Below are 22,586 nucleotides of genomic sequence, written 5' to 3'. Positions count from 1 at the left end.
CGTTGCCTCGCCGTTCATCGCCGCACAACACCGGATCAGGACGTTCATTACAATAAACCTCTGAAGGCACCTGTCAAGCGTTACCCGGCCGTAGGGAGTCACGAAGAGTACACTTCGTTACCTGCACGACCAACCGAGGAGCAAGATGGCGGACGGTCCGACGTATCACCGGATCGCAGACCTCCTCCGCGAGGAGATCCGCGCAGGCAAATGGAAACCGGGCGATCGACTTCCGAGTCACACCGAGCTGGCCGAGCAGATGCAGGTTTCGATCACCACGGCCCGCAATGCCATTCAAGTACTTGTCGCCGAAAATCTCGTCTATACAGCTACTTCCCGCGGCACGATCGTCCGAAACCAGGAAGTGCTCGAGTCGGTGATGACCGATCACATCCGTCGCGACCGGCCCAAGTCGCCGCACGACATCTTCGAGGAGATCGCCCGCGCCGCGGATCGGGTGCCCACCAAGGAGTTCAGCGCGCGGATGGAACCCGCGACGGCGCAGGTGGCGCAGTGGCTCGGCGTGGCGGAGGACACCTGGGTGCTCGCCCGCACCGTCGTGCAGTACCTGGACAACGAACCGTGGTCGTGGGAGGTCAGTTTCTATCCCCGCGACCTGGCCGAGGCGACCGGCATCGATTCACCGCACGACATCCCCGAGGGCACCACCCGCCGGATGGCCGACCGCGGCTATCCCGAAACCGCTCACCGCGACACGCTGGTCGCGCGACCCGCCAGCGCCGAGGAGGCGATCGTGCTCGGCGTCGCGACCGGAACGATCCTGCTCGACCATCTGCGGATCGGGGCGGACCACAGCCGGATAACCCGGGCGACGCGACAGCGCTCCATCGCCACACGCAACCGCTTGGCGTACGAGCTCGGCGACGCCGAGGGCACCGCGGTGATCCGGCAGATTTTGAGCGAGTCGTACAGGCCAGGTATCTCGTTGCTATGACTACCGTTCTCCGCGAGGCCACCCTCGGCGATCTCGGCTTGATCTGCCGCCTGCGCGTCCAGCGCACCGCTTGGCTCACCGCCCGTGGCTCCGATCAGTGGACGGTCGCCGGCCGCGGCCTGCCCATCGAGATCTTCGCCCGCGCGGTCGGCCGATCGCTCGACGCGGGCGAGACCTGGATCGCCGAGGTGGACGGCGAACCGGCGGGCACCATCACCGTCAACGAGCGCGCCGACCCCGGACTGTGGTCGCAATGGGAGCTCGCCGACGCGGTGGTCGTGCACTTCATGATCGTCGACCTGCGTTTCGCCGGACAGCGTCTCGGCCATCGCCTGCTCGCGCAGGCCGGGCAGCTGGCCAGGAAACGGGACCGCGACTGGGTCCGCCTCGACGCCTGGACGACCAACGCCGACCTGCACGACTACTACCGCAGAGCGGGCTTCCACATGGCGCGCATCGCGGGACCGATCGCACGCGGCCCCTCCCGCGCCCTGTTCGAACGACGCACCGACAGCTGGGATTTCGAGCAGACGCTCGCCATCCCCGCCGCGGGTCTGCCGTCGGCGGCGCCCAGGCTGGACCCTCCGACGGACGCCATCCTCGCTCCCCCGGCGCTGCCGAACTGAGCAGGCAGCGCCGGAGCGACGCGCGAAGCGGCAGAGCCGGACGTACTCCGCCCTCAGCCCGCGCACGGCCGAAGGTACGCCCTACAGCTGCGGCAGGTACGCCACCTGGATCATCTCGTTGCCGCCGCGAGTAACCAGCGTGCCACGACCGGGCGGCAGCTTGGCGGCGCGGATGTCGCCGATGATCTTGCCCTCGTCCTTGGGCGCGCTCATCAGCAGCGCGTCCACACCCATTTCCTTGAGCGTGCCGAGCACCTTGTCGTACATGGCCCGGCCGGCGCCGCCGGCGCGGCGGCTGATCACCACGTGCAAACCGATGTCGCGTGCCTGCGGCAGGAACTCGATCAGCGGCTCCAGCGGGTTGCGCCCACCGGAGACCACCATCTCGTAATCGTCGACGACGACATAGATCTCGGGCCCGGTCCACCAGCTGCGTTCGCGCAACTGCTGTGGCGTGATGTCATTGCCCGGGATCCGCTTCTGGAGGTAGTTCGCGACTTCCTTGATCATCCCGAAAGACGTCTGCGCGGAGGTCGAGTATCCGGCCAGCTGCGCCCCTTCCAGCACTCCGAGCATGGTGCGCCGGTAGTCGATCAGGATGACGCGGGCTTCCTCGGAGGTGGAGTTCTCAGTGACGCCTGCGACGATATTGCGCAGCAGCGTGGTCTTACCGCACTCCACATCGCAGAAGCTGTAGAAGTGCGGCTGCACCGCGAAATCCATGGCGATCGGCTGCAGGTCGGTCTCGCCGATGCCGATGACGGCAAGCGTCTTGCTCTGCTGGATGCCCCGCCGCGCTGCCTCCGCGACCACGGCCTCGCGCGAGAGCTCCATCGGCAGCATCCGGACCTCGGGCGCGTTCCGGCCGGTGTAGAGCTCGTTGAGCTGCTGCTTGGCGATGCCGATTCCCTCGGACAGGGTGCGCGGATCGGAGTCGGAGTCCAAGCGCGGCAACGCGACCAGCAGATGCAGCTTCTGCGCGGTGAGACCACGGCCCGGACGCCCGGTGGGCACGAGCACCGCGGTACGCCGGTCCATCTCGGAGTCGGACGGGTCACCGAGGCGGAGCTCGATGCGGGTACCGATGAGGTCCTTGATCTGCGGGCGGATCTCCGGCCACCGGGTGGTGGAGACGATCAGGTGGACACCATAGGAAAGACCCTGTGCGGCGATGGCATTGAGCTGCGGTTCCAGCGTGTCGTAATCGGCGCGGATGGTGGGCCAGCCGTCGATGACGAGAAAGACGTCACCGTGCAGATCCTGAGCGAGCGGGTCGGCTTGCCGCTCCGTCGGCGACTTCTCCGCCAGCAGCGCTTTCCGCCTGCGGAATTCGACGATGGAGTCGATGCCCAGCTCGCGGAACAGCTCCTCACGGTGGCGCAGGATGCCGGTGACCTCCGCGATGGTGCGGCGGATTCGATCGACTTCCATGCGACCCGCGACGGCACCGACATGCGGTATCCCCGCCAAACCGGAGAGTGTGCCACCACCGAAGTCGAGACAGTAGAACTGCACCTGCTCGGGTGTATGAGTGGCGGCCGCGGCCATGATGATGGTGCGCAGGGTGGTCGACTTACCCGACTGCGGACCACCGACGACCGCGACATTGCCCTGCGCTGCGGACAGATCCACGATCAGCACGTCGCGGCGCTGCTCGTAGGGCTTGTCGATGACACCCAGCGGCAACCACAGCTGACCGTGCCGGTTGACCGGCGAGCGCCAGTCCGGGTCGGGCAGCAACATGTCGACCGACGGCGACTCGTCCAGTGGCGGCAGCCATACCTCGTGCGCCGGGCGGCCGTGGCCGCGCAGGCGATCGACGACGGTGGTCAGCAGCGTCGCGGGAACGGCCTCGGCAACCGGCACCGGGGTCCGCTCCTCGCCCTCTTCCTCACCCACGAGTTGCCCTGGCGGCGGCGGCAATTCGGGTAGTCCCATCCGTCCGGGCGGCGGCGGCAGCTCGGGCCTGCCACTCGGCACGGCCCCCCGCGCGGGCTCGACGATCTCCGGCAGCGCCACCGGCGCCGCGGTGAACACCGCAGGCGACTGCCCGCCGACGGTCTTGCCGTCCACCTGCCGGGTACTGCGCGGCGAAACATACGGCCCGGATACGTAACTGGCGTTGAAGCGCAGCGGATCGTCGGCGTCGCTCTTGAGGTAGCCGGAGCCCGGCACGCTGGGCAGGTGGTAGGCGTCGGTGATGCCGAGCACCGCCCGGGACTCGTTGGCGGAGAAGGTACGCAGGCCGATCCGGTAGGACAGATGCGAGTCCAGACCGCGCAGCTTGTTCTCCTCCAGACGCTGCGAAGCCAGCAGCAGATGCACACGCAGCGAGCGGCCCAGGCGGCCGATCATCACGAACAGGTCCGCGAAATCCGGTTTCTGCGAGAGCAGTTCGGAGAACTCGTCGACCACCACGAACAGCGCGGGCAGCGGATCCAGGTTGGCGCCCGCGGCGCGAGCCTTCTCGTATTCGGTGACATTGGCGAAGTTGCCTGCCGCGCGCAGCAGCTCCTGGCGCCGGGTCATCTCACCGGAGAGGGCGTCCTTCATGCGGTCGACGAGGGCGAGTTCCTCCTCGAGGTTGGTGATGACCGCGGAGACGTGCGGCAGCGAGTCCAGGCCGAGGAAGGTCGCGCCACCCTTGAAGTCGACCAGGACCAGGTTCAGCAGATCGGGCGAGTGCGTGGTCACCATGGACAGCACCAGCGTGCGCAGGAACTCCGACTTACCCGAACCCGTTGCGCCGATGCACAATCCGTGCGGACCCATGCCGTTCTCGGCGGACTCCTTGATGTCGATCTCGACCGGCGTACCGTCGGGGGTGACGCCGATCGGCACCCGCAGCCGTTCCCGGTCGCTGCGCGGGCGCCACACCACCCCGGGATCGATCTGGGCGGCGTCGGTGATCTTCAGCAGCGCCATCAGGCCGGGATCGGCCCGGGTCTCGTCACCCAGGCTCACCATCTGGGCGGCGGTCGCGACGCGGAAGCGCGCCAGATCCCGGGCCAGCGCGGTCGCCTCGGCGCGGGTCACCTGGTCGGCGGTGGCGAATTTCTCCACGCCCGCTGCGGATTTCGCGGCCACCATGCCGTCGTCGGTGACGACCAGTTGCAGACCGCGGCGCACCGCAAGACCGCTCTGCGGTGCGGTCAGGTCGAGCACGGTCACCGAGTCCAGGCCCGCGTCGCTGACGACGCGTTCGGAACCGCTGACGTAGCCGTCGTCGATGATCACCAGCAGATGGATCCGGCCCGCTGTCGGCTGCGCGTTACGCATGAACCGACCGCGCTCGACCAGCTCGGCCGACATGGAGGTCTCCAGTTCGGCCAGCGAGCGGTACATCATCCGGGCCGAGCCCACACCGTCGCGGTCCACCGGATGTTGCAGGTGCGGTAGCCATTTCGCCCAGGACCAAGCCGGGCCGTCGGGGTCGGCGCAGATGATGGCGACCGCGGTGTGGTCGGGGCCGTGGAAGGTGGTGAACTCCATCAGCATCGAGCGCACCAGCGTGAGCGCGGCCGCACGGTCGCCTTCGACGTTGATGGCGGGGAACGCGCGCAGCGAGATGGCGGTGGGCAGGCCGTGCACCACCGAGTGGGTGCGCACGAACCGGCGCAAGGCGACGGTGGACACCGGCTCCAGGTCTTCCAGCGGACCGGTCTCGGGCCGGGCCAGCTTGGTGGCCAGGCGGTGGCTGCCCACGCCGACCCGCACGTGCCCGAAATCGGGGTCGTTGGGCCTGCGTTCCCACATCCGGCGGCTGCCGATCACCGATTGCAGGTCGCTGGGTTCGGGATGACTCCACCGCAGCGCCGCCAGCTGCTGATTGCCGGTCTTGCGCACATCCTTGCGGACCTGATCGAGGTAGCGGAAGTAGTCCTTGCGTTCCTCGTTGAGCTCGGCGGCCTTCTTCGGCCCGCCGCCGCCGCGCATGCCCGCCATCATGCCGAACATCGACATCAGCATCATCATCGGGAACATCATCATGAACGGGTTGGCCAGCAGGTTGCGGCCCATCATGACCATCATCGCGATCATGCCGACCACGGCGACCACCATGACCACCGGCATCAGCTTCATCAGCAGATTGCCGACGACGGGACGATCGAGTTCCGGCGGCGCGGACAACGCGACCTCACCGCCCGGCGGACGTGGCGGCGCGATCCGCGGGCGGCGCACGAAACCTTCGGTTGCCATGTCCTACAACCCCTCTCGGGTGTGTTGCTCCGCACCCGGATCCACACTCACCTGCTTACCCCGCCGGAACGGGATCGAAGCGGCGTAGCCGAGCCCGAGCAGGGCGAGCAGCGTGATCGAGCCGATCGTGGCGACCTGGCGCGGGGCCGGGTCGACGTACGGCGGCGGGGACGGCCCGGCGATCTTGCGCGGTATATCGGAGCCGACGGTGACCGGCTTCTGCGGCAGTTGCGCGGTGAGCGCGGCCAGTGGATCGATCAGGCCGTGCCCGACCTTGTCGTTGCGTCCGTTGTCCGGTGCCTGCGCGGTCAGCTTGATTCGATCGATCACCTCGGCGGCGGTCAGTTCCGGGAAGCGCGACCGGACCAGCGCGGCCAGTCCGGAGACGTAGGCGCTGGAGAAGCTGGTGCCGTCGATGGTGGAGTAGCCCTCGTCGGTCTGGGTGGCGTTGACCAGGCCCGCGCCACCCGGCTTGCTGTCCAGGGAGACGATCTCGCGCCCCGGCGCGGCGACGCCGACCCACGGGCCGTGCAGCGAGAACGGTGAGACCATGCCCGCGGGATCCACCGAGGCGACCGACAGCACATAGGGCGTGAACCAGGCCGGAGTGACCGCGGTGCTCACCGCCGACCAGCCCGAGCGGTCGTTCTGCTTCTCACAGGCAGTGCCCTGCATGATGTTTCCGGCCGCGGCGACAACGACCACATTGCGGTCGTAGGCGTATTTCACGGCGGCGCCCAAGGCGCCGTCGGCAGCGCCCGCGCTCGCAGCCATGCACGCCACCTCGGAGATGTTGATCACCGTGGCGCCCATGTCGACCGCGCGGACGATACCGGCGGCCAGGGTGTTGACCGTGCCGTAGCCTTCGCGCGTGATCACGCCCGGCTCCTCCCGGCGATTGCGGTCCTTGGCCTCGTAGGCCGAGCTGAGCTGGCGGATGGCCAGGATCTCGGCTTCCGGTGCGACACCGGAGAATCCGTCCTCCAGGCTGGGCTGAGCGGCGATGATCCCGGCCACGAAGGTGCCGTGGCCGTCGCAGTCGACGGTGCCGTCGGTGGTGGAGACGAAGTCGCCGCCCGCCTGGAGCGCGGGCAGGCGCCAGTGCCGGTTCACGCCGGTATCGATGACGGCGACCTTCTGACCCGCGCCGCGACTGAACTGCCACGCCTCGGCCAAACCGAGGATCCGCTGCGCCAGTGGCGGATCGCGGGGCACCCCGCCCTGGAGCGTGGGTTCGGCGCAGACCTTGGCCTGTTCGGTCTCGTCCGGCGGTCTAGCGCCTGCGGCCAGGCCGAGCACGGCCCCGAGTGCGCCGTCGTCGATCTTCGGCGGCGCGATCGCCAGTGCGGGCGTGGGTGTTCCGGTGGCGAGCGCGAGCACCGCCGCCATCGTCACCGCCCGCAGCAGCCGCCGTAGGAGCGGTGCCATGTCAGATGTTCCGGGCGGCCGAGTAGATGTCCATGATCCACAGCACCAGCGGAATGATGGTGCAGATCAAGAGGTATTCGAAGATCTCACCGGTGCGGCGCATGGGTGGCGACATCTCGGTGTGCGGCCCGATCACACCGAAGACCACCGCGGCCGTGGCCACGACGAGCAGCATGCCGGCGATCGGCAGCAGCCAGTTCTCCTCACCGAGCCCGGCACCGATGCCCAGCGCGATCAACGCGATCGCGCCACCGGCGATCAGCGTGCAAGCCTGCACCAGGTCGGCGAACGCGCGCCCGCGCAGGCACAGGATGATCGAGACCACAACGCCCAGGGTGATGCCCTGCCAGCGGGCCGCGCCGAGCGGATCCGCGGCCAGCACCACGCCGATCACGGCGGCGACGGTGCAGCCGATGATCATGCCGGACTGGTATTCGTTGGCCGCGCGGGCTCGATGCTCGAGACCGGCGGCCGAGGGTAGCGCAGTGGCGCCGATGGCGCCGATGTCCTTGACGGTGGGACGGGGTTCGTGGTCGGCGGGGTCGATGGCGGCGCCGGCGGTCGGCACCGGCGGCACCGGAAGCCGTGCGGCCGCCACGGCCAGGCGCGGCACCAGGGTGATCACGATGAGCGCACCGACCAGCACGCCGGCGGCGATCTTGGACAGCGCGGGATCCCAGACCATCCGCACCATCGCGGCCACGCCGCCGAACAGCGCGAGAGTGATGACCGTGGTGAACATGGTCGCCCCGACCCGGGCCAGGCTGTAGAGGACCGCGGCCGCGGTCAGCGTTGCGACACAGGCGAACATCGCGTGCGGACTGCCGAAGGCGTTGGGCACGAACAGTGCGGTGCCCGCGAAGATCAGCAGCAGCGCGTACAGCGACAGCATGATCACCGGCAAGGACGCTTCGGCCTGATACCGGCGGGCGACGAGCACGGCCGCGCCACCGGCGATCAGTCCGGCGCCGAGGCCGATGAAACCCACTGCGGCACCGGCACCGTCGAGTTTGGCCACCGCGAGCAGGTAGATCCCGGCCAGCACCGCGAGCAGGCCCATGGACAGACCGAGCCAGCGCGCCGACAGCGGCGACCAGTGCCGGAACGAGGTCGCGGTCAGCTTGGAGACGGCGTCGATCACGTCGTCGAACAGCGCCGGTGGCTCCTTGGCGGACACCGAGCGCAATACCAGCAACTCACCATCGAAAACCTCGGCCTCGGTGAGCGATTGGTTTGCCGGGATGGGGTCGCGGCCGATCCGGGCCAGTGTCCAATGCTGCGTTTGCAGCGGTGCCCCGTCCTCGTGCTCGGTGAGATCGGGATTGCGCGATTCGATCAGCTCCACCACGTCGGCGATAAACGCCGCGATCGGAACTGTGGCAGGCAAACCCAAGTCCAACTGGGTATTGCCGCCGATCACCGAGACTCGGCACAACTCCGGAGCAACGGCAGCCACAGCGCTGCTAGACGGATCGGTCACAGCTCGGACGACTCCCTACCTAGAACACACTTCAACGCCATGCAACGTACTCAACTTAACGGAGAAGTCCCTCCCTCGCAGCAGCTATGCTTGGCGAGGAACAGCACGTCCGTTCGTTTTTAGGGGCAAACCCACATGACCGGCAACCGCCAGGCACAACGCGCATTCGACGCTGGTGTCTTGTCCTTGGGCATTGTGATCGACGGACAGGAATCTGCCCGCGATCTGGAATACGCTCAGCTAGCCTTCCAGCGCGCCACCGAATGGGATCCCGGTATGTGCGACGCTTGGCTCGGGCGCGCGGCCGCGGGCGAGCACACCCGTGAGGTGATCTTCAACCTCTTCAAGACCAGCACCTCGACGCTCTTCCGGGAGCAGCGCAGGCTCGGCCTGCAACCGCGAGCGCTGGCGGGCCGCTTCACCATCGGGCAGTACATCGATTACCCGCTGGCCAGCTATGCCGAGATCTGGCTCGCGCAGGCCACGCAGCTGATCACCGAGGGCGACTACGACGAAGCCGAGAAGGTCCTCGACGAACTGGCCAAACACCGGTCCGCACAGGTCTCCTCGTCGGATCGCGAGATCGACGACCGGATCTGCGCCTACGTCCGTGGCGTGTTGCACTTCACCACGCAGCGCTGGCCCGATGTGATGACCGTGCTGGCCGGTTCGGCGGACTGGGAGGATCCCTACCTGGCCGCGGGCGCCCACGTCATGGTCGGCACCGCCTGTGCCCAGCTGGGTTTGTTCGGCGAGGCGATCCGCCGCATGGAAGCCGCGGAGCAGGGCCCGATTCCGGCCGCGGCGACCACTGCCCGCTTCTGCCGCGGACTCGCCCTGCGCGAGACAGGCGAGGAGGAGAAGGCGCAGGCGCTGTTCGAGAAGGTGTTCTCCGAGGCACCGGGTTTCGAGGCCAACACCATGGCCATGCGCGACCGCAAGTACCGGATCACGGTGACCACCAAGGAGGTCATCGACGCGCGCACCAACAAGTGGGATCCGGCCTCGGCGCCGACGCTGGAACAGATGGGCCAGGAGGAGCGCGACGACAAGGCCAAGCTGATCCTGGAGAAGGCGCGCGCCGAACTCGACGAGCAGATCGGTCTCGCCGGCGTGAAAATGCAGGTTGCGAAGTTGCAGGCAACCGCTCAGCTAGCGCGGATCCGTGCCGAAAAAGGAATGGCGAGCGGATCCCGTGGCCAACATCTGGCATTCACCGGACCGCCGGGTACCGGTAAGACCACCGTTGCCCGCGTGGTGGCAAAAATTTACTGTGGCTTAGGAATTCTCAAGACCGACAAGTTGATCGAAGCCAAACGTTCCGATTTCGTCGGCCAGCATTTGGGCAGTACCGCGATCAAGACGAACAAGTTGATCGATAGCGCGATGGACGGTGTGCTGTTCATCGACGAGGCCTACACGCTGATTCAAACCGGCCTGTCCGGCGGTGACGCGTTCGGTCGCGAAGCCGTCGATACGCTGCTCGCGCGAATGGAGAACGACCGCGATCGCCTGGTGGTGATCATCGCCGGATACGACGGCGAGATCGACCGATTCCTGGCCTCCAACGACGGTCTGGCGTCCCGCTTCGCCAAGCGGGTGAAGTTCGATTCCTACTCGCCGGAGGAGCTCGGCGATATCGGCCGTTTCATTGCGCGGAAACGGGATTCGGAACTGGCCGACGACGCACAGGCGCTGCTGATCGCCGCCTGCGGTGAGCTCTACCGCAAGGAGGCCACGGATCAGAGCGGTGAGATCCGGCGCGGCATCGACATGGCCGGTAACGGCCGGTTCATCCGCAATGTGATCGAGGCGGCCGAGGAGGAGCGGGAGTTCCGGCTGGCCAATGACATCAACCTGGATCTGAGCGCCGTCGACGAATCGGTGCTGATGCGGATCGAGTCGGACGATATGCAGAACGCGCTGGACAACGTGCTGGCCACGCTGCGCTGATATCCGGACACAGCAGTACGGCCGCGAGTTCTCGCCAGCCGTACTGCTGTGCGGGGCACGTCAGTTGGTGGTCGGCAGGATGTCGTAGCTGACGAGCGCTTCCTCGCGCGAGAGCGTCGGCCCAGGCACCAGCTGGCCGATGATCGGCCACGGTGCGGGCCGCGGCTTGTCGGCCAGGCCGAGCAGGGTGGCCGTCTCCTGATCCGGTATGCCGTAGCGAATCCCGTTGTCGGAGATGTAGAACAGGCTGCCCAGGCGGACGCTGTCCGGCGACATGCCGGTCATCTGGAGGTACTCCCCCGAGTTCGGAGGGATGTAAGCATGGTCGATGCGGTCGCCGGTGCCGTCGCCGGTGGCCAGATCCACCACCTTGGCCGACTTCGGCAGCGGCAGTTCACGTCCGGCGAGCAGCGTGATCGTGGCGGCCGGATCGGAGTCCTTCTTGGCCCACTGGATGCAGCTGACCTTGTTCTGCTCGGGAGTGAGGATGGTCGGGACCGGCCCGGGGAACTTGTCCACCGGCAGCGGGCTCACCACGGGCACGCCAACCAACCGGTCCGGCGGCACCGAGATGATCTCGTTCATCTCCTGGGAGTTCGCGTTGCGGATCACCTCGGCGGAGAACGGCGTCAGCCGCTGCACGCCGTCGGCGAGCACCACGTACAGCTCTTCGGAGTCGACCCGCTGCACGCGGATCACGCCGCCGATCGGCACGCCCTGCAAGCGACCGGGGCCGGGTTCGCCGAGCCGATCGATCTTCGGCGGGACGATCGCGGGGACCTGGGTGGCGGAGTTGAGCATGCCCGCGCTGACCGGACGCGGGTTGTACTCCCGCATGCCCAGCGAGCGCGAGATCACCGAATCGTTCGGATCCACTTCGGCGCGTTTGCCGTCGAACATCAGGAAGGTCTTGCCGCCGCGGGTCACCAGCAGCGCCTCGTTGTCGCGCAGCGGGCGGGCGGTGTTCGGCTCGCTCGAGTCGAGCGCGCCTGCGACGACCGTGGACGTGGCGCCTGCGGAGCGGGCGGCGCTGCCTGCCGCGGACAGCTCCACCGCATCGCACAGGCTCCAGACGGAGTCCGGCGAGGCCGCGCCGGGCAGGGTGGCCGGAACGCCGGGAATGCCCACCATCGGGCCGCGCGGCATCGTCAGCTTGGATTCCTTGACGGAGGTGGGTTTTTCGTTGCTGGCAACGATCAGGCGGGCGGAAGCCAGGTTCAGCGCCGGATGCAGCGTGCCGTCGACGATCACGTAGAGCGCGCCGGTCTCCTTGCCCATCACGATGGTCGCGTCGCCGATCGCGCCCACGGGGCGCAGGAACGCCAGGATCGCCGCACCGGCGACCACCAGGATGCCGAGCACCGCGCCGACGACCAGCGAGCGGAACTGCGAGCGCATCGGATCGTGCAGCATCCGGACATCGCGCCGAATCAGCGCGTGCTCGTACCTTTTCAGCAGAAACCGGTAACCGTTGACTTGCGCCTTTGTAGTCAACTGTGCGGGCACGAAACGCCTCCGAACTGACGCGGGGTACAACGGACCGAGCATTTCACCCGGCACGGCTTACAGTACCTACCTACCCACCCCGCCGACTACGCAAGCTCCGCCGCCTGCCGTCCCCGGTAGCGAAGCCGAGCGAATTCGGTCCATTATGTCCGCATGGGTTCCACCACAGCCGACGGCGAAAATCGCGACACCGCGCCGCAGAGTTCACCCGTCCCGTCGGCTGAGCCTGCCCCCGCTCCCCTGCGCTCCTCGTACTTCTGGCTGTTCCGAATTCTGCCGCTACGCTGGGTGATTCCGGTGGCGCTCGTCGCGGTCGCGGCCTCACTGGTCGCGGTGATCTTCGATGCCTCCGTGTGGGTCGCGGCCGGAGTATGTGCCGGTGTCCTCGTGCTCGGGCTGACACCACTGCCGCGCCGCAAGTCGCCGGCAGGCTGGCTGGACGAAGAAATCACCTTCCGTTGGCGCGCGTTCCGCAATCGTTCGGCAACCGTTGATCAGGCGCCGTTCGACGTACCGCTACCCGAAGGCGGCGCCTATGGAATGCGCTGGGACGGCTCGCGATTGCTCATCATGCTGCGCGTGGAGGCGCATCCGCGCACGGTGACGCTGCTGAGCCCGCAGTCGCTGATCTCCGACGACATGATGCCGCTGCCCGAGATCGCGCACTGCCTCGACCAGTTCGACATCGAGCTGGCCTCCATCGACGTGATCAGCACCGGCGCCCGCACCGCCGGGCCCGGCCGGGTCTCGCATCTCTACGAGCAGATCCTGGGTCGGCTGCCCGCGGTGGCGCACCGCACGGTGTGGGTGGTGCTGCGGCTGGACCCGCTGGGCAATGCCCCCGCGGTGGCGCGGCGCGGCGGCGGCGCCACCGGCACGCTGCGCACGGCCATCGTGGCGACCCAGCGGGTGGCAAATCGGCTTGCCGCCCACGGCATCTCCACGGTAGTGCTGTCGGCCGCCGAGATCACCGCCGCGGTCAACCAGCTCACCCGGCACACGCCGCTGGAGGAGTTCACCGAGACACCGCACAGCGTGGAACGCGACGGCGTGCACTACACCACCTACCGGATGGCGCCGGAAGCTTTGGGACCGCAGGGCTTCGCCGCAGTGTGGTCCACTCCGACGCTGGCGACCACCGTCACCATGCGTCTTCAGCGCGCCGCGGCACAGTCACCGCGCGACCAGGCCGCCACACCCGGTGCCGCGGGCATCGAAGTGACCGCGGTGGTGCGCTTCGATACCCCGGACAAGCCCGCCGTAGTCAAGGCCGAGGGCCTGGTTCCGCTGCCGGGCAAGCAGTTCCGCGCCCTGCTGTACACGCTGCCGATCGCACAGCGTGGCCGTCAGTTCACCCCGGAAACCTATCTGGGCAAGCCGGATTCGCTGCTCACACTGCCGATGCCGATCGCAGGCTGCGGGCAGCTGATCGGCGCCGACACCTCCGGACAGGGCGTGGCCCTGCCCCTGGTCGGGCACCAGGTGCGGCGCGTGGAGGTGATCGGGTCGCTGCTGGTCGCCCAGCAGATGATCCTGCGCGCCATCGCGCTCGGCGCCTCGGTCGTGGTGCACACCAACCGTCACGACGCGTGGCGGCAGATGGCCGCCGACGTGGGTGTGCCCCAGTCGCTGACCATCGCGGCCTGGTCCGCGGCCGGGCAGCAGGCCAGCGCGCACCGCTCCGCCACTGTGATCGTCTACGACGGCATTCCGCCGACGGGACACCACTCCGACGCCACCACCGTGCTGCTCCGCAATGCCCCGGCGACCATGGAGGACCACTTCGACCCCGACGTCACCCTCGCCGAGGACCCGGAGACCGCCAACCTCGTCACCGTGCGCACGGCAGGTGTGACCACCCGCGTGCACATGGTGGCGACACCGGACGAGATGCAGTACTTGCACACGGCTTTGGCCGCCGCCCGCTAACCGAGTACCGGAAAGCCCCGGCCACCCGCAAGGGTGACCGGGGCTTTCTCGTTGCCAACCCGGATCAGAAGGAGTTGTAGACCTTCTTGTCAGCGGCGAACGCGTTGTTGAACGCGCCGTCGATGGCGTTGCGCAGGGCCTGCATCTTGGTGTGGGTGTCGTTGAGCTCCTCGAGCAGGGAGTTGGCCTTCACGGTGAAGGACTCCAGCGCCTCGCTCTCTTCCCAACCCTTGGTGACCAGCTTGTCCTTGGCGGCGACGAAGGCGTCCTTGTAGCCGTCGAGATCCTTGTAGTACTGGTCCATTTCGCTGATCAGCTGGTCGTGGACCTGTTTGGTGTACTTCATGGCCGTCTCCTTTCGAGTGGTGTGTCAGATCAGGTTGGTCAGGGCGTCCACGTTTTCCGGATCGACGTTGCCGAGGGTCGTGTTGCCCTCGGAGATGGTCTGATTCATCTCGTCGATCTTGGTGTTGATACGGGTGGTCTCCTCCTGCCAAGCGGTGGAAGCCTTCTGTCCCGCAACGGCGGCGTCACCCTCCCAGCCCGAGCGGGCCGCGTCGAAGGTTTCCTGCACGGCCGAGATGGTCTTCTTGATGCCCTCGACGGCCTGCATGTATTCGTCGACGACCGCAGCAGCTTCGGCCTCTGTATAACTGGTCTGTCCGGACATTGTTCACCTCATCATGTCGGTGGGTACTTGGTTTTCCGCTGCGCAGGGGCCGCGGTGGTTCGGTCGGTTCGTGAGTTCCGATGCGTTAACTAGGGCATCCACCTTCCTCCGGGCAAGGTTTCGATCAGCGCCGAGATCGCCTGGGCGATCCGGTGATCGGTTCCCGGGGTGAAGGTCGACCAGACCCGCAGGTCCGGCGCAGCGCCGGGGCTGGCGGCGATACGACCCCGCGAGGTGTCGTAAACCGCTACCGCTCCGGACGTTCTGGTCGTGATGCCGTCGTCGTAGGCGTAGGCGACGATCTCGGCGTGCGCGTGGCAGCTGGACATGGCCAGCCCGAACTCGATGGCATCGCGTTCGGCCACACCGCGGGCGTAGAAGATATCGGAGTAGTCGCTGGATCTCGTTGCCTCGTCCAGTCTTTCGCGCAGATCTTCGACCGGGGCGCTGATGCTCGGGATATCGGCGGCCGGGGCGCGGCCCAGCGCTTCGAGCACCGGCCGCGCCAGCGCTTGTCCGCCGCCGTCGCACCAGATGGTGCCCACGTCGAAGGTGTCGCCGGTGCGGGTGGCCAGCGCGTGCTGAGCTCCCTTGCGCGCCACGCAGACCTGTCGAATCCCCGACTCCGTGTAGATCCGGGCCGCGAGCTCACGCTCCGGGTTGGCCAGGATGAACAGCGCGTCGGTCAGGTCGGCGGCGACATCGTCGTAGGCGTTGACCAACCCGGCGGCGCGCAGGTCGGCGATCGCCTGGTCGCGCGCGGCCTGCCAGGCATCGACCGAATCCTGCTGCGGTCCGACCCCCAGCACCAGCGGCAGGGTCTGCACGCCGAGCAGGTCGGACACCGCCAGGAGTCCATCGTTGGTCATCGTCGTCATGGCGCCCCCGGTGCGGTCGCCTTCGGTGCGGGTTCGGCGGCGCCGCCGATTACCGCTGGGGCAGCGGCGAATCCGGCGTCGACCTCGAACGGCTTGTCCGGCTGCGCGGAGGCGGCGCCGGCCCGCAGGGTACGGTCGTCGTCCTGCACGGCGGCTGCGGGCGCCATCGCGGCCGGGGCGCCCATGCGGCTCGCCGACGACGAATCTCCGGCCACCGGAGTCGTTTCCACGGGCAGCGGGGTCGGTTCGGCGGTCCCGGCGGCGGCCACGGCCTGCGTGGTGAACGCCGTCTTCGCCCGCGGCGGCGGTGTGGCCCGGGCGAACGCCGCAGCGAACGAGGTCGGCAAGGCGGTCGTGGGCACGGCTGTGGGACGCACCTCGGACGCGGCCCGCTCGGCCTCCAGCGCAGCACTATTGGCGATGACCGGTGGCGTGGTCTGCGTCCACGGCGTCTCCAGCGGCTTGGTCGCCTCTTCGTAGACACGCATGACCCGGGCCGCGTTGACCTTGGCCAGATCCTGTTCGGCGTCGATATCGGCGGCCGCGCCCACCAGGGGCGCACCCAACCCGGCGCCGATCGCCTCCACCGACTTCTTTGCCTCTTCCAGGGCGGCGATCTCGGCGACGTGCGGCATGGCCAGCCTGGCCACCTCGTAGGCCAGCGCTTGCGAGCCGGTCTTGGTGGCGTTCTGGGCCGCGGAACCGGCCGCCTCCAGCAGCCACTCCCGCAGTGTGGTGATCCGGTCCAGGATCTCCGGGCTCGTCTCCGAACGCCACGATTCGCCGATGGCCTTGACGATCTGGTCGTATTCGGGCACGGCGGCGCCGAAACTCACGCCAAGGCGAGTCCACGCCTGGGCCGCTTCGGCCATCGGCGCCGCGCCGCGACCGGTAGTCAGATCCTGGGCGAGTTTCTCCGTGGGCCTGGCTTCCCAGACCACGCCGGTGAAACCAGGGATCGGCGGTTCGACCATATGTCCCCCGCCTCGCGCTAGGCCGACGCCCCGAGACCAGCGGCGTTCTCGGTATCCATCACCACTAGCGACTGCGACTGCGAGCGCAGCGCGGCGGCCAGTTTGCGTAGTTCGAGAACGCCTGCGGTCGCGGCTTCGTCGTAGGAGGCGGCCACCCCGCGCAGGGTCTGCGCGGCACGCTGTGAAACTTCGTCCAGCCCAGCGGCTTCCACGGCCAGGGCGGGCGTGTTGGCCTTCAGATCGGCTTCCAGCCGGTCCGCGAGGGCGTCGAGTGCGGTGGCAGACTTGATTGCCCCGGCGCGATCGAATTCCATGCCGTCCTCCTATCAGAGAGTGAGTGCCTGGTCCGGCGGTTCGTTGAGTCCATCGGCGTTGGCCGCGCCGACGACGGGCAGCGAGGCGCCTTCGATATCGCCCACCACCTCGTTGCCGTGCGAGGCGGACACCAGTTCGCCGCGCAAGCCGTTCGCGGCGTCCTCCGCGCCACGGCCCATGCCCGCGGCGGCCGCCGGCGACATCGGCATCATGCCGCCCGGCGAGGTGGCCGCCGTGGTGTTGCTGCGGGCCGCCGAACTGGCGCCGGCCTGCATCGCCGAGGCCGGGTTGCCGACGCCGTTCGCGCCTGCCGCGCCCAGATTGCCGACCGTGCGACCGTCGACCCACGGGCTGAGCTGGCGCGCCGCGGCGGCCACGGCACCGCCGCCACCACCGAAACCGCCGCCGCCCGCACCGGGCTTGGCGGCACTCTTGCCCAGCTCCGCCTGCTCGGCCTTGTCCTTTTCCAGTGCCGGGTTGGTGGAGGCCACCGGGTTCAATGTCTTGTGCAGCGAGACAGCCGATTCCATGCCGGACTTCACCGCGGTGGTCAGCGTGGGGATCATCTGCATCAGCATGCTCAGCATCTGCATCTGGTCCATGCCCTTGGGGGCATCGGTGACCGGCACCTTCTGGCCCGTGGCCGTCATCTCCGCGCTGTGCACGGTCATTTCGCCGCGCGTCTTCGCCACCGTCGCCGTGGCCTCGGCCATCGTCTCGACGGTCGAGGCGACCAGGAAGGCCTGGCCACCCGGGGTCGAGAGGAACGGCGCGGAGGCGGCGACCTGTGCCATGTACTTGGCGATGATGGCCGCCATCGTCGCGCCGCCGATGGCGACCGAGGTCGCGGCTGAGGCGACGCCTGCCGACTCCTGCGCGGCCTGGGTGGCGATCTTGCCGCCGTCCTTCTGCGCCTCTTTGCCTTTTTCCTCGGCGGCGGCCGCGGCCTGACTCTGCCACAGTTGCATCGCCATGGTGAGCGCCGTGCTGCCCAGCTGCACCACCGTCGAGACGACGCTGGAGACCTGACTCAGTACCTCGGTCGGATCGACGACGGGCGCGGCGGCCGGATTCGCCGCGGGCTGCGCGGCCGGATCACCATTGGCCACCGGCGCGGCGGCCGGTGCGGGAGCCGGGAATTGGCCGGTGCCGAAGGTGGCGGCCAGATCGGTCAGCGGCTTTGCCAGCAGGGACAGGTCGATCACCGGCAGCGGCGGCAGGCCCGGAATCGGTGGCAGCAGCGGAATTTCGGGCAGCTGCGGCAGGCCCATGTCCTTCAGGACATCGTTCACCGGCCGGTCCAACATCGGACCCACCGCGCTCTGGCGCAGCATGTCCAATACCGACTGATCGACCAGCTCCGACATCAGGCGCGACCGACCGCGTCGATATCGGAGCCCGAGAGCCCGTCCGTCACTTGGTATTCGGTGGCGGCCTGCTGGCAGGTCAGCGCCGTCATGCCGTGCACGTAGGCCAGTTCAGCGACCGAGGTGAGGTGATTGGCCTGCGCCACCGCGAAGGAGGCGAGGAAATCCTGGCCGATCAAACCGAACACCGGGATGGCCGCGGCCATGGTGGCCGCCTGGTTCACCGAACCGGCGCTCGCCACGCTGGCGGCACACGCCGCAGCCGTGTCCGCGTAGGCCCGAATCGCGTCAGGTTCGGCGGCCACATGCGGCCAGGGATTGATGTCAAAACCGTTAGGCATCGGAAACACCCTCTGCGCGAAAATGATTGGAAGGTCCAGACCGAATATACCGGATCACAGGATGAGTCGCGCAGTAAATATTCGGGTGGAAAACCTTAAGGGAGAGTAAATATTTGGTGCGGCCACTAGGTCTGAGCTGCGGATTCTTCATTGAACTCGGTGATGAGCTCACCCATCCGCCCCATGGCTTCGGCCGCCGCGCGATGCGCCGTGGAAACCACCGCCTGCTCGAATTCACCGGGTGACATTCGCGACACCGCACTGGTGAATCGCATGTCCCGCAAGGCTCCGCTGCCGTCGACCTCGACGGTCACCGCACCGTCCTCCGACGACTCCTGCGCGCGCACCTTCGCCATCTCGTCGCCGAGATCGCGCAACCGGTTCAGCGCCCGCTGCGCCCGCGCCTCGATCTCGTCCATCACCGGGTTGGTACTCATGCCTGCGCCTCGCTGGCGCTCGGCTCCGGCATGCGTACCGCACACTGGCACATGATTCGCTCTCTGCGTTCGCTCATGCCTCCACCTCGCTGACGCTCGGCTCCAGCATGCGTACCGCACACTGGCACATGATTCGCTCTCTGCGTTCGCTCATGTCAGGCTTCCCTCAACCAGCTCTGCGGCTCTTCGTCGTACTCTTCTTCCTCGACCCACTCCTGCGCCGCGACATCCTCTGGCTTCGGCAGCCCGGTCAGCGCGAGCTGTTGATTGGTCAACCCCGCCGCCTGCAACTCCTCCCGCCGCGCCAGCCCGGCCCGGTTCGCCGCCTGCCTGCACAACCGCATGATCTGATTCGCCAGCTCGGCCGGATCCCGCCGCAGCTCATCCGCTTCCACCGAAATAGCCAGCGGCAGGCCCTGTTCGGTGGTCCGCACCGAAATCGTGCCGCTGATGTTCGCCGCTGTGGACATCGCATCAACCCCTCATCGCTTGTCGCTCAGTGTATGTTCCCGCCGCCGGGGTCCATACCGGTTCGTCCTCGATCGCACGGACCACCTCGGCGATCTCGGCGTTGATCAACGTGGTCAGGCGTATCGAGCCGAATCAGGCACGGTGCGAAAGTCTCTCGTCCTTGATGGTCTGGACGACCTTCGCGATCTCCTTGTTGATCATGATCACAAACTTCTTTTCGTCGACGGGTTGCGCGACCGGCGGCAGGTCCGGAGCGATCAGATATCTGCCGTCATCGGGCAGATCCCGCCATTTGAGCTCGAGGGTGAGCCGCCCGCGCGGACCGTACACCGAATAACCCTGGCTCACGCGCACCACCCCGCGCGACGCCGCGACCGTCTTTTCGAACCGTTCCCCGGACACCGGGGTGGAGCCGCCGCCGTAGGGGTCGTCCCACAGGCCGGAACTACTCGTGTCGACCATTTCTTCACTCTTGGGCACCGGCAACTTGATACTGCCCTGTTTTCCCGGTTCGACCTTCGGCAGTTCAGCCACCACCGCGTCGGCCAGCGCCAGCGGCTCGCATTCGGTGACGGTGAAACCGGCGGCGTGCTCGAAGGTCTTGCCGGTCACCTGCTTCAGCACGTACCCGCGGTCGCCACGCCGGACCGCGAGCACCCGGACCCAGCCTTCCGCGCGCTCGTACTCCCGCTCGTCGAATCCGCGCACTTCGAGAGCGATATCCGGTTGCAACACGGCCTCGGAAATCTCATCGAGCACCCGATCGTCCGTGCCCCGCCACCGTTCCCGAACAAGGTGCAACGCACGTTCGTATTCATCGGTGGTCTGCATTTCACAGATGTAGGTGAACGGATGCGGGAGAATCGTGCCCCCGGACCGTGACCACAGGGCCATGAACTCGGTGTCGGTGAATTTCCAAGTGCGACTCACTGTTCGACCACCGGCCTGACCACCTTCGGCGCCTCACCGAGCAGTTCGTCCAGGTGCTGGTCGGATTCGAGGTAGGCAGGGCGCTTGTAGTTCTGCTGACCCTGGCCCGCACCCTGACCCGCCGCACCGGCGGGGCCGGGGGAACCGGGCGTCGCCTGCATGGCTGCCCCGGCCCGGCCGAGCGAGCCGAGACCTGTTCCGGCGGCGGTCGCCGCCGTGGCGGCGCCCGCGCGGGGGAACAGCTTCGCGGCTTCGGTCAGACCCAATCCCTTTGCCAGGGAGCCGGGGCCAGGCCCGGGGCCGCCGAGTTTCGACGCCAGGTCGCCCACCTTCGGCATCCCGTTGGCCAACGCGTTCTGCGCGGCTTGCTGCGCGGCCGCCAGCGCCTCGGTCGCACCCTTCTGGCCACCCTGGAGGGCTTCCTGCACAGCCTGCTGCGCGGCCTGCAAACCTTGCTGAGCGGCCTGCTGCGCCGCCGACGTGGCTTCCTTCGCAGCGGCTTGCGCCCGCTGCTGCTTCTGGTAGGCCTCTTGCTCCGCGGCCGCGTCCTTGGCGCGCTGCTCGGCCTCGGCCTGTCGGCGCTCGTTGGCGGCCCGCTGCGTCTTCTCGTAGGCCTCTTGTTCGTTCGCGCGCCGGGCCGCGTCTTTGCGCTGTTGCTCGGCGAACTGCGCGGCCTTCCGCTGCTCGTCCGCTGCGTTCGCCTGTGCCTTCTTCTGCTCCGCGGTCAAACCGGGACCGGGGCCGGGGCCTGCCTTGGCTCTGGCAGGACCGGGGCCGCCAGGACCGGGACCGGGGCCGCCAGGACCGCCGGCTTGGGTTTTCGCCAGCGCCTGCTTTTCTTCCTCGGAGAGCTTGCCGTCGTTGTTCGTGTCCCCCGGGATTTTTTCCTTGTCATCGATCTTGCCGTCTTTGTTCGTATCCCGGGGATCGTAGATCGGCGGGACGTCCTTGAACGCATCCGTCGGGTAAACAAGGTTCGGAATACTCTTGGACGTGAAATTGACACCGCGCACATAGGTTTCGCCGAACATCTGCTGCCGGTCGGTCAACCAGTAAGTGGGGTCTTCATCTTCCGTCTTGTAGGGCGGGGCCCAATAGTGAGTATCCTGTAGGAACTGCGAGACGTGCTCGAGCAGGGAATGGTGCTGTGCGGCGGATGTCGCGAGCGGTTCGAGGGAGAGGCGATAGTTGTTCAGGGCAGTTTTGATCGCCTGTGCACCTTCACCCTCCCAGACCTTTTCCCCCGCAGCCGGGTTCAGGTGATTGACAATCTTGTTACCAAACTCCACACTCCACTCTTGGATTTTTTTTCCGATATGCTCCCATTCAGCAGCATCATCGGCGACCATATCCGCGACGACGCCACCCTCCAGGTACTGCCGGTTCGCATAAAGAGTAGCCCAAGGTTTATTTTGGACTTCCCCGATACCCGCGTTCCGAGTGCCCTTGATATCCGGCTGCTTCCGGTTATCCTTTACATGAAATCCACTCTCATAGTCACTAGCCGCCTTTTTTCGGGTGGTCGGCATCCCGTCTTCATCATAATTCCACCCTTTGCGATATTTGCCGTGATCACCCTCGCGCTGCGTGAGGGCACCCGGAGCCTTTCCGTCGGCGTAGTGCGTGTCTTGGAGTGGGGTCGTAATCCCGTCCAACTGACGGAGGAGATCCTCTACGTTGCCCTCCTCGGTTTTGGCCATGTTCTTGCCCGCCGCAACGACGGAGTCGAGCATGTCATCGAGGATCTTGTGGTGCGCGCCGAGGATGCGATACATCTCCTGGCCCTGCTTACCGAACACCTTGGCGAGCTCCGGACCCGAGGATATGGCGGGCGTGGACAGGTCGATCATGGACGAGACTGCCGTGGCATTCCCCCACAGGGAGAACAACTTCCATTGGAGATCCGAGATCGCCTGCCCCACAGCGATCGCCGCCTGCGGATCGAACTTGATCCAACCCGCGTCACCCGCACGTTTTTTGATGTCCGGCCAGGGATTGTTGGGTAGCGGGAGCTCCGGGATCGAAGGTCCCGAGCCCCCGCCGTCATCTTCCTTAGGTGGCATGCCTCGTACTCCTTGACTATCTCCGAAACTCCGGGACTGTCACGTGCGCCCGTGTGCCGTCTT

At 67.3% G+C, this 22,586-nt stretch carries 19 protein-coding genes; 4 read left to right on the top strand and 15 right to left on the bottom strand.

Annotated elements, in window-relative coordinates:
• The first annotated feature begins 145 nt into the window (after nucleotides 1-145).
• Together AC3ERS_RS05490 and AC3ERS_RS05485 are read left to right on the top strand one after the other, a co-directional pair.
• Nucleotides 146-955 carry a GntR family transcriptional regulator gene (locus AC3ERS_RS05490; RefSeq protein ID WP_431964120.1) on the top strand — a complete coding sequence of 270 codons (810 nt, stop codon included), beginning with the start codon at nucleotides 146-148 and terminating at the stop codon, nucleotides 953-955.
• Nucleotides 952-1,581, top strand: a complete 630-nt coding sequence (locus tag AC3ERS_RS05485) for a GNAT family N-acetyltransferase (protein WP_431964118.1) — start codon at nucleotides 952-954, stop codon at nucleotides 1,579-1,581. Before AC3ERS_RS05490 ends, AC3ERS_RS05485 begins: the two co-directional genes overlap by 4 nt.
• An 81-nt stretch (nucleotides 1,582-1,662) precedes the next feature.
• On the opposite strand, the gene eccCa is transcribed toward AC3ERS_RS05485, so the two are convergent.
• Genes eccCa through eccD form a run of 3 tightly spaced genes read right to left on the bottom strand, consistent with a single transcriptional unit; the run spans nucleotide 1,663 to nucleotide 8,689 of the window.
• Nucleotides 1,663-5,781 (bottom strand): type VII secretion protein EccCa, encoded by a 4,119-nt coding sequence (eccCa, locus tag AC3ERS_RS05480; protein WP_431964116.1) that lies wholly within the window; start codon nucleotides 5,779-5,781, stop codon nucleotides 1,663-1,665.
• Nucleotides 5,782-5,784: 3 nt separating this feature from the next.
• Nucleotides 5,785-7,209 carry a type VII secretion-associated serine protease mycosin gene (gene mycP / locus AC3ERS_RS05475; protein WP_431964114.1) on the bottom strand — a complete coding sequence of 475 codons (1,425 nt, stop codon included), beginning with the start codon at nucleotides 7,207-7,209 and terminating at the stop codon, nucleotides 5,785-5,787.
• Between the two features lies 1 nt (nucleotide 7,210).
• Nucleotides 7,211-8,689 carry a type VII secretion integral membrane protein EccD gene (eccD, locus tag AC3ERS_RS05470; protein WP_431964112.1) on the bottom strand — a complete coding sequence of 493 codons (1,479 nt, stop codon included), beginning with the start codon at nucleotides 8,687-8,689 and terminating at the stop codon, nucleotides 7,211-7,213.
• 135 nt (nucleotides 8,690-8,824) lie between these two features.
• Here eccD and eccA point away from each other — a divergent pair, with 135 nt between their 5' ends.
• Nucleotides 8,825-10,642: a type VII secretion AAA-ATPase EccA gene (gene eccA / locus AC3ERS_RS05465; RefSeq protein WP_431964110.1), complete on the top strand. Its 1,818-nt coding sequence runs from the start codon at nucleotides 8,825-8,827 to the stop codon at nucleotides 10,640-10,642.
• A gap of 60 nt (nucleotides 10,643-10,702) precedes the next feature.
• On the opposite strand, the gene eccB is transcribed toward eccA, so the two are convergent.
• Nucleotides 10,703-12,148: a type VII secretion protein EccB gene (eccB, locus tag AC3ERS_RS05460; RefSeq protein WP_431964108.1), complete on the bottom strand. Its 1,446-nt coding sequence runs from the start codon at nucleotides 12,146-12,148 to the stop codon at nucleotides 10,703-10,705.
• Nucleotides 12,149-12,301: 153 nt separating this feature from the next.
• Here eccB and eccE point away from each other — a divergent pair, with 153 nt between their 5' ends.
• A complete protein-coding gene (gene eccE, locus AC3ERS_RS05455; RefSeq protein WP_431964106.1) occupies nucleotides 12,302-14,077 on the top strand; it encodes a type VII secretion protein EccE in 1,776 nt (591 codons plus the stop codon).
• Between the two features lie 64 nt (nucleotides 14,078-14,141).
• Here eccE and AC3ERS_RS05450 read toward each other — a convergent pair whose 3' ends face one another.
• The 11 genes from AC3ERS_RS05450 to AC3ERS_RS05400 all read right to left on the bottom strand — a co-directional run bounded on the left by AC3ERS_RS05450 (nucleotide 14,142) and on the right by AC3ERS_RS05400 (nucleotide 22,523).
• Entirely contained in the window at nucleotides 14,142-14,423 is a 282-nt protein-coding gene (locus tag AC3ERS_RS05450) for a hypothetical protein (RefSeq protein ID WP_068056994.1), read from the bottom strand.
• Nucleotides 14,424-14,447: 24 nt separating this feature from the next.
• Complete coding sequence (locus AC3ERS_RS05445) at nucleotides 14,448-14,747, bottom strand: WXG100 family type VII secretion target (RefSeq protein ID WP_068056992.1); 300 nt, start codon at nucleotides 14,745-14,747, stop codon at nucleotides 14,448-14,450.
• A gap of 89 nt (nucleotides 14,748-14,836) precedes the next feature.
• Nucleotides 14,837-15,616, bottom strand: coding sequence for an ESX secretion-associated protein EspG (locus tag AC3ERS_RS05440; protein WP_431964103.1), 780 nt, complete (start codon nucleotides 15,614-15,616; stop codon nucleotides 14,837-14,839).
• Between the two features lie 5 nt (nucleotides 15,617-15,621).
• Nucleotides 15,622-16,599: a PPE domain-containing protein gene (locus AC3ERS_RS05435; RefSeq protein WP_431964101.1), complete on the bottom strand. Its 978-nt coding sequence runs from the start codon at nucleotides 16,597-16,599 to the stop codon at nucleotides 15,622-15,624.
• A 17-nt stretch (nucleotides 16,600-16,616) separates the two neighbouring features.
• Nucleotides 16,617-16,913 (bottom strand): PE domain-containing protein, encoded by a 297-nt coding sequence (locus tag AC3ERS_RS05430; protein WP_067785091.1) that lies wholly within the window; start codon nucleotides 16,911-16,913, stop codon nucleotides 16,617-16,619.
• A 12-nt stretch (nucleotides 16,914-16,925) separates the two neighbouring features.
• Nucleotides 16,926-18,281, bottom strand: coding sequence for a hypothetical protein (locus tag AC3ERS_RS05425; protein ID WP_431964098.1), 1,356 nt, complete (start codon nucleotides 18,279-18,281; stop codon nucleotides 16,926-16,928).
• A complete protein-coding gene (locus AC3ERS_RS05420) occupies nucleotides 18,281-18,622 on the bottom strand; it encodes a type VII secretion target (protein WP_357456008.1) in 342 nt (113 codons plus the stop codon). Before AC3ERS_RS05420 ends, AC3ERS_RS05425 begins: the two co-directional genes overlap by 1 nt.
• 125 nt (nucleotides 18,623-18,747) lie before the next feature.
• The gene (locus AC3ERS_RS05415) at nucleotides 18,748-19,059 is read right to left on the bottom strand and encodes a YbaB/EbfC family nucleoid-associated protein (RefSeq protein WP_431964096.1); all 312 of its coding nucleotides are present in this window, start codon (nucleotides 19,057-19,059) and stop codon (nucleotides 18,748-18,750) included.
• Nucleotides 19,060-19,214: 155 nt separating this feature from the next.
• The gene (locus tag AC3ERS_RS05410; RefSeq protein ID WP_431964094.1) at nucleotides 19,215-19,529 is read right to left on the bottom strand and encodes a hypothetical protein; all 315 of its coding nucleotides are present in this window, start codon (nucleotides 19,527-19,529) and stop codon (nucleotides 19,215-19,217) included.
• A 133-nt stretch (nucleotides 19,530-19,662) separates the two neighbouring features.
• Nucleotides 19,663-20,424 (bottom strand): ESX secretion-associated protein EspG, encoded by a 762-nt coding sequence (locus tag AC3ERS_RS05405; RefSeq protein ID WP_431964527.1) that lies wholly within the window; start codon nucleotides 20,422-20,424, stop codon nucleotides 19,663-19,665.
• A gap of 32 nt (nucleotides 20,425-20,456) precedes the next feature.
• A complete protein-coding gene (locus AC3ERS_RS05400) occupies nucleotides 20,457-22,523 on the bottom strand; it encodes a cell envelope integrity TolA family protein (protein ID WP_431964092.1) in 2,067 nt (688 codons plus the stop codon).
• Nucleotides 22,524-22,586 lie beyond the last annotated feature (63 nt).

It is taken from the genome of Nocardia sp. bgisy134 (genome assembly GCF_057708325.1).
Note: the sequence above shows the minus strand (reverse complement) of the source record. Positions and strands in the feature narration are given on the sequence as shown.

Excerpts from the sequence above, each read along its gene's own strand:
- AC3ERS_RS05490 (WP_431964120.1), top strand. The coding sequence starts at position 146 with ATGGCGGACGGTCCGACGTATCACCGGATCGCAGACCTCCTCCGCGAG.
- AC3ERS_RS05485 (WP_431964118.1), top strand. The coding sequence starts at position 952 with ATGACTACCGTTCTCCGCGAGGCCACCCTCGGCGATCTCGGCTTGATC.
- eccCa (WP_431964116.1), bottom strand. The coding sequence starts at position 5,781 with ATGGCAACCGAAGGTTTCGTGCGCCGCCCGCGGATCGCGCCGCCACGT.
- mycP (WP_431964114.1), bottom strand. The coding sequence starts at position 7,209 with ATGGCACCGCTCCTACGGCGGCTGCTGCGGGCGGTGACGATGGCGGCG.
- eccA (WP_431964110.1), top strand. The coding sequence starts at position 8,825 with ATGACCGGCAACCGCCAGGCACAACGCGCATTCGACGCTGGTGTCTTG.
- eccE (WP_431964106.1), top strand. The coding sequence starts at position 12,302 with ATGGGTTCCACCACAGCCGACGGCGAAAATCGCGACACCGCGCCGCAG.
- AC3ERS_RS05450 (WP_068056994.1), bottom strand. The coding sequence starts at position 14,423 with ATGAAGTACACCAAACAGGTCCACGACCAGCTGATCAGCGAAATGGAC.
- AC3ERS_RS05445 (WP_068056992.1), bottom strand. The coding sequence starts at position 14,747 with ATGTCCGGACAGACCAGTTATACAGAGGCCGAAGCTGCTGCGGTCGTC.
- AC3ERS_RS05440 (WP_431964103.1), bottom strand. The coding sequence starts at position 15,616 with ATGACCAACGATGGACTCCTGGCGGTGTCCGACCTGCTCGGCGTGCAG.
- AC3ERS_RS05435 (WP_431964101.1), bottom strand. The coding sequence starts at position 16,599 with ATGGTCGAACCGCCGATCCCTGGTTTCACCGGCGTGGTCTGGGAAGCC.
- AC3ERS_RS05430 (WP_067785091.1), bottom strand. The coding sequence starts at position 16,913 with ATGGAATTCGATCGCGCCGGGGCAATCAAGTCTGCCACCGCACTCGAC.
- AC3ERS_RS05425 (WP_431964098.1), bottom strand. The coding sequence starts at position 18,281 with ATGTCGGAGCTGGTCGATCAGTCGGTATTGGACATGCTGCGCCAGAGC.
- AC3ERS_RS05420 (WP_357456008.1), bottom strand. The coding sequence starts at position 18,622 with ATGCCTAACGGTTTTGACATCAATCCCTGGCCGCATGTGGCCGCCGAA.
- AC3ERS_RS05415 (WP_431964096.1), bottom strand. The coding sequence starts at position 19,059 with ATGAGTACCAACCCGGTGATGGACGAGATCGAGGCGCGGGCGCAGCGG.
- AC3ERS_RS05410 (WP_431964094.1), bottom strand. The coding sequence starts at position 19,529 with ATGTCCACAGCGGCGAACATCAGCGGCACGATTTCGGTGCGGACCACC.
- AC3ERS_RS05405 (WP_431964527.1), bottom strand. The coding sequence starts at position 20,424 with ATGGCCCTGTGGTCACGGTCCGGGGGCACGATTCTCCCGCATCCGTTC.
- AC3ERS_RS05400 (WP_431964092.1), bottom strand. The coding sequence starts at position 22,523 with ATGCCACCTAAGGAAGATGACGGCGGGGGCTCGGGACCTTCGATCCCG.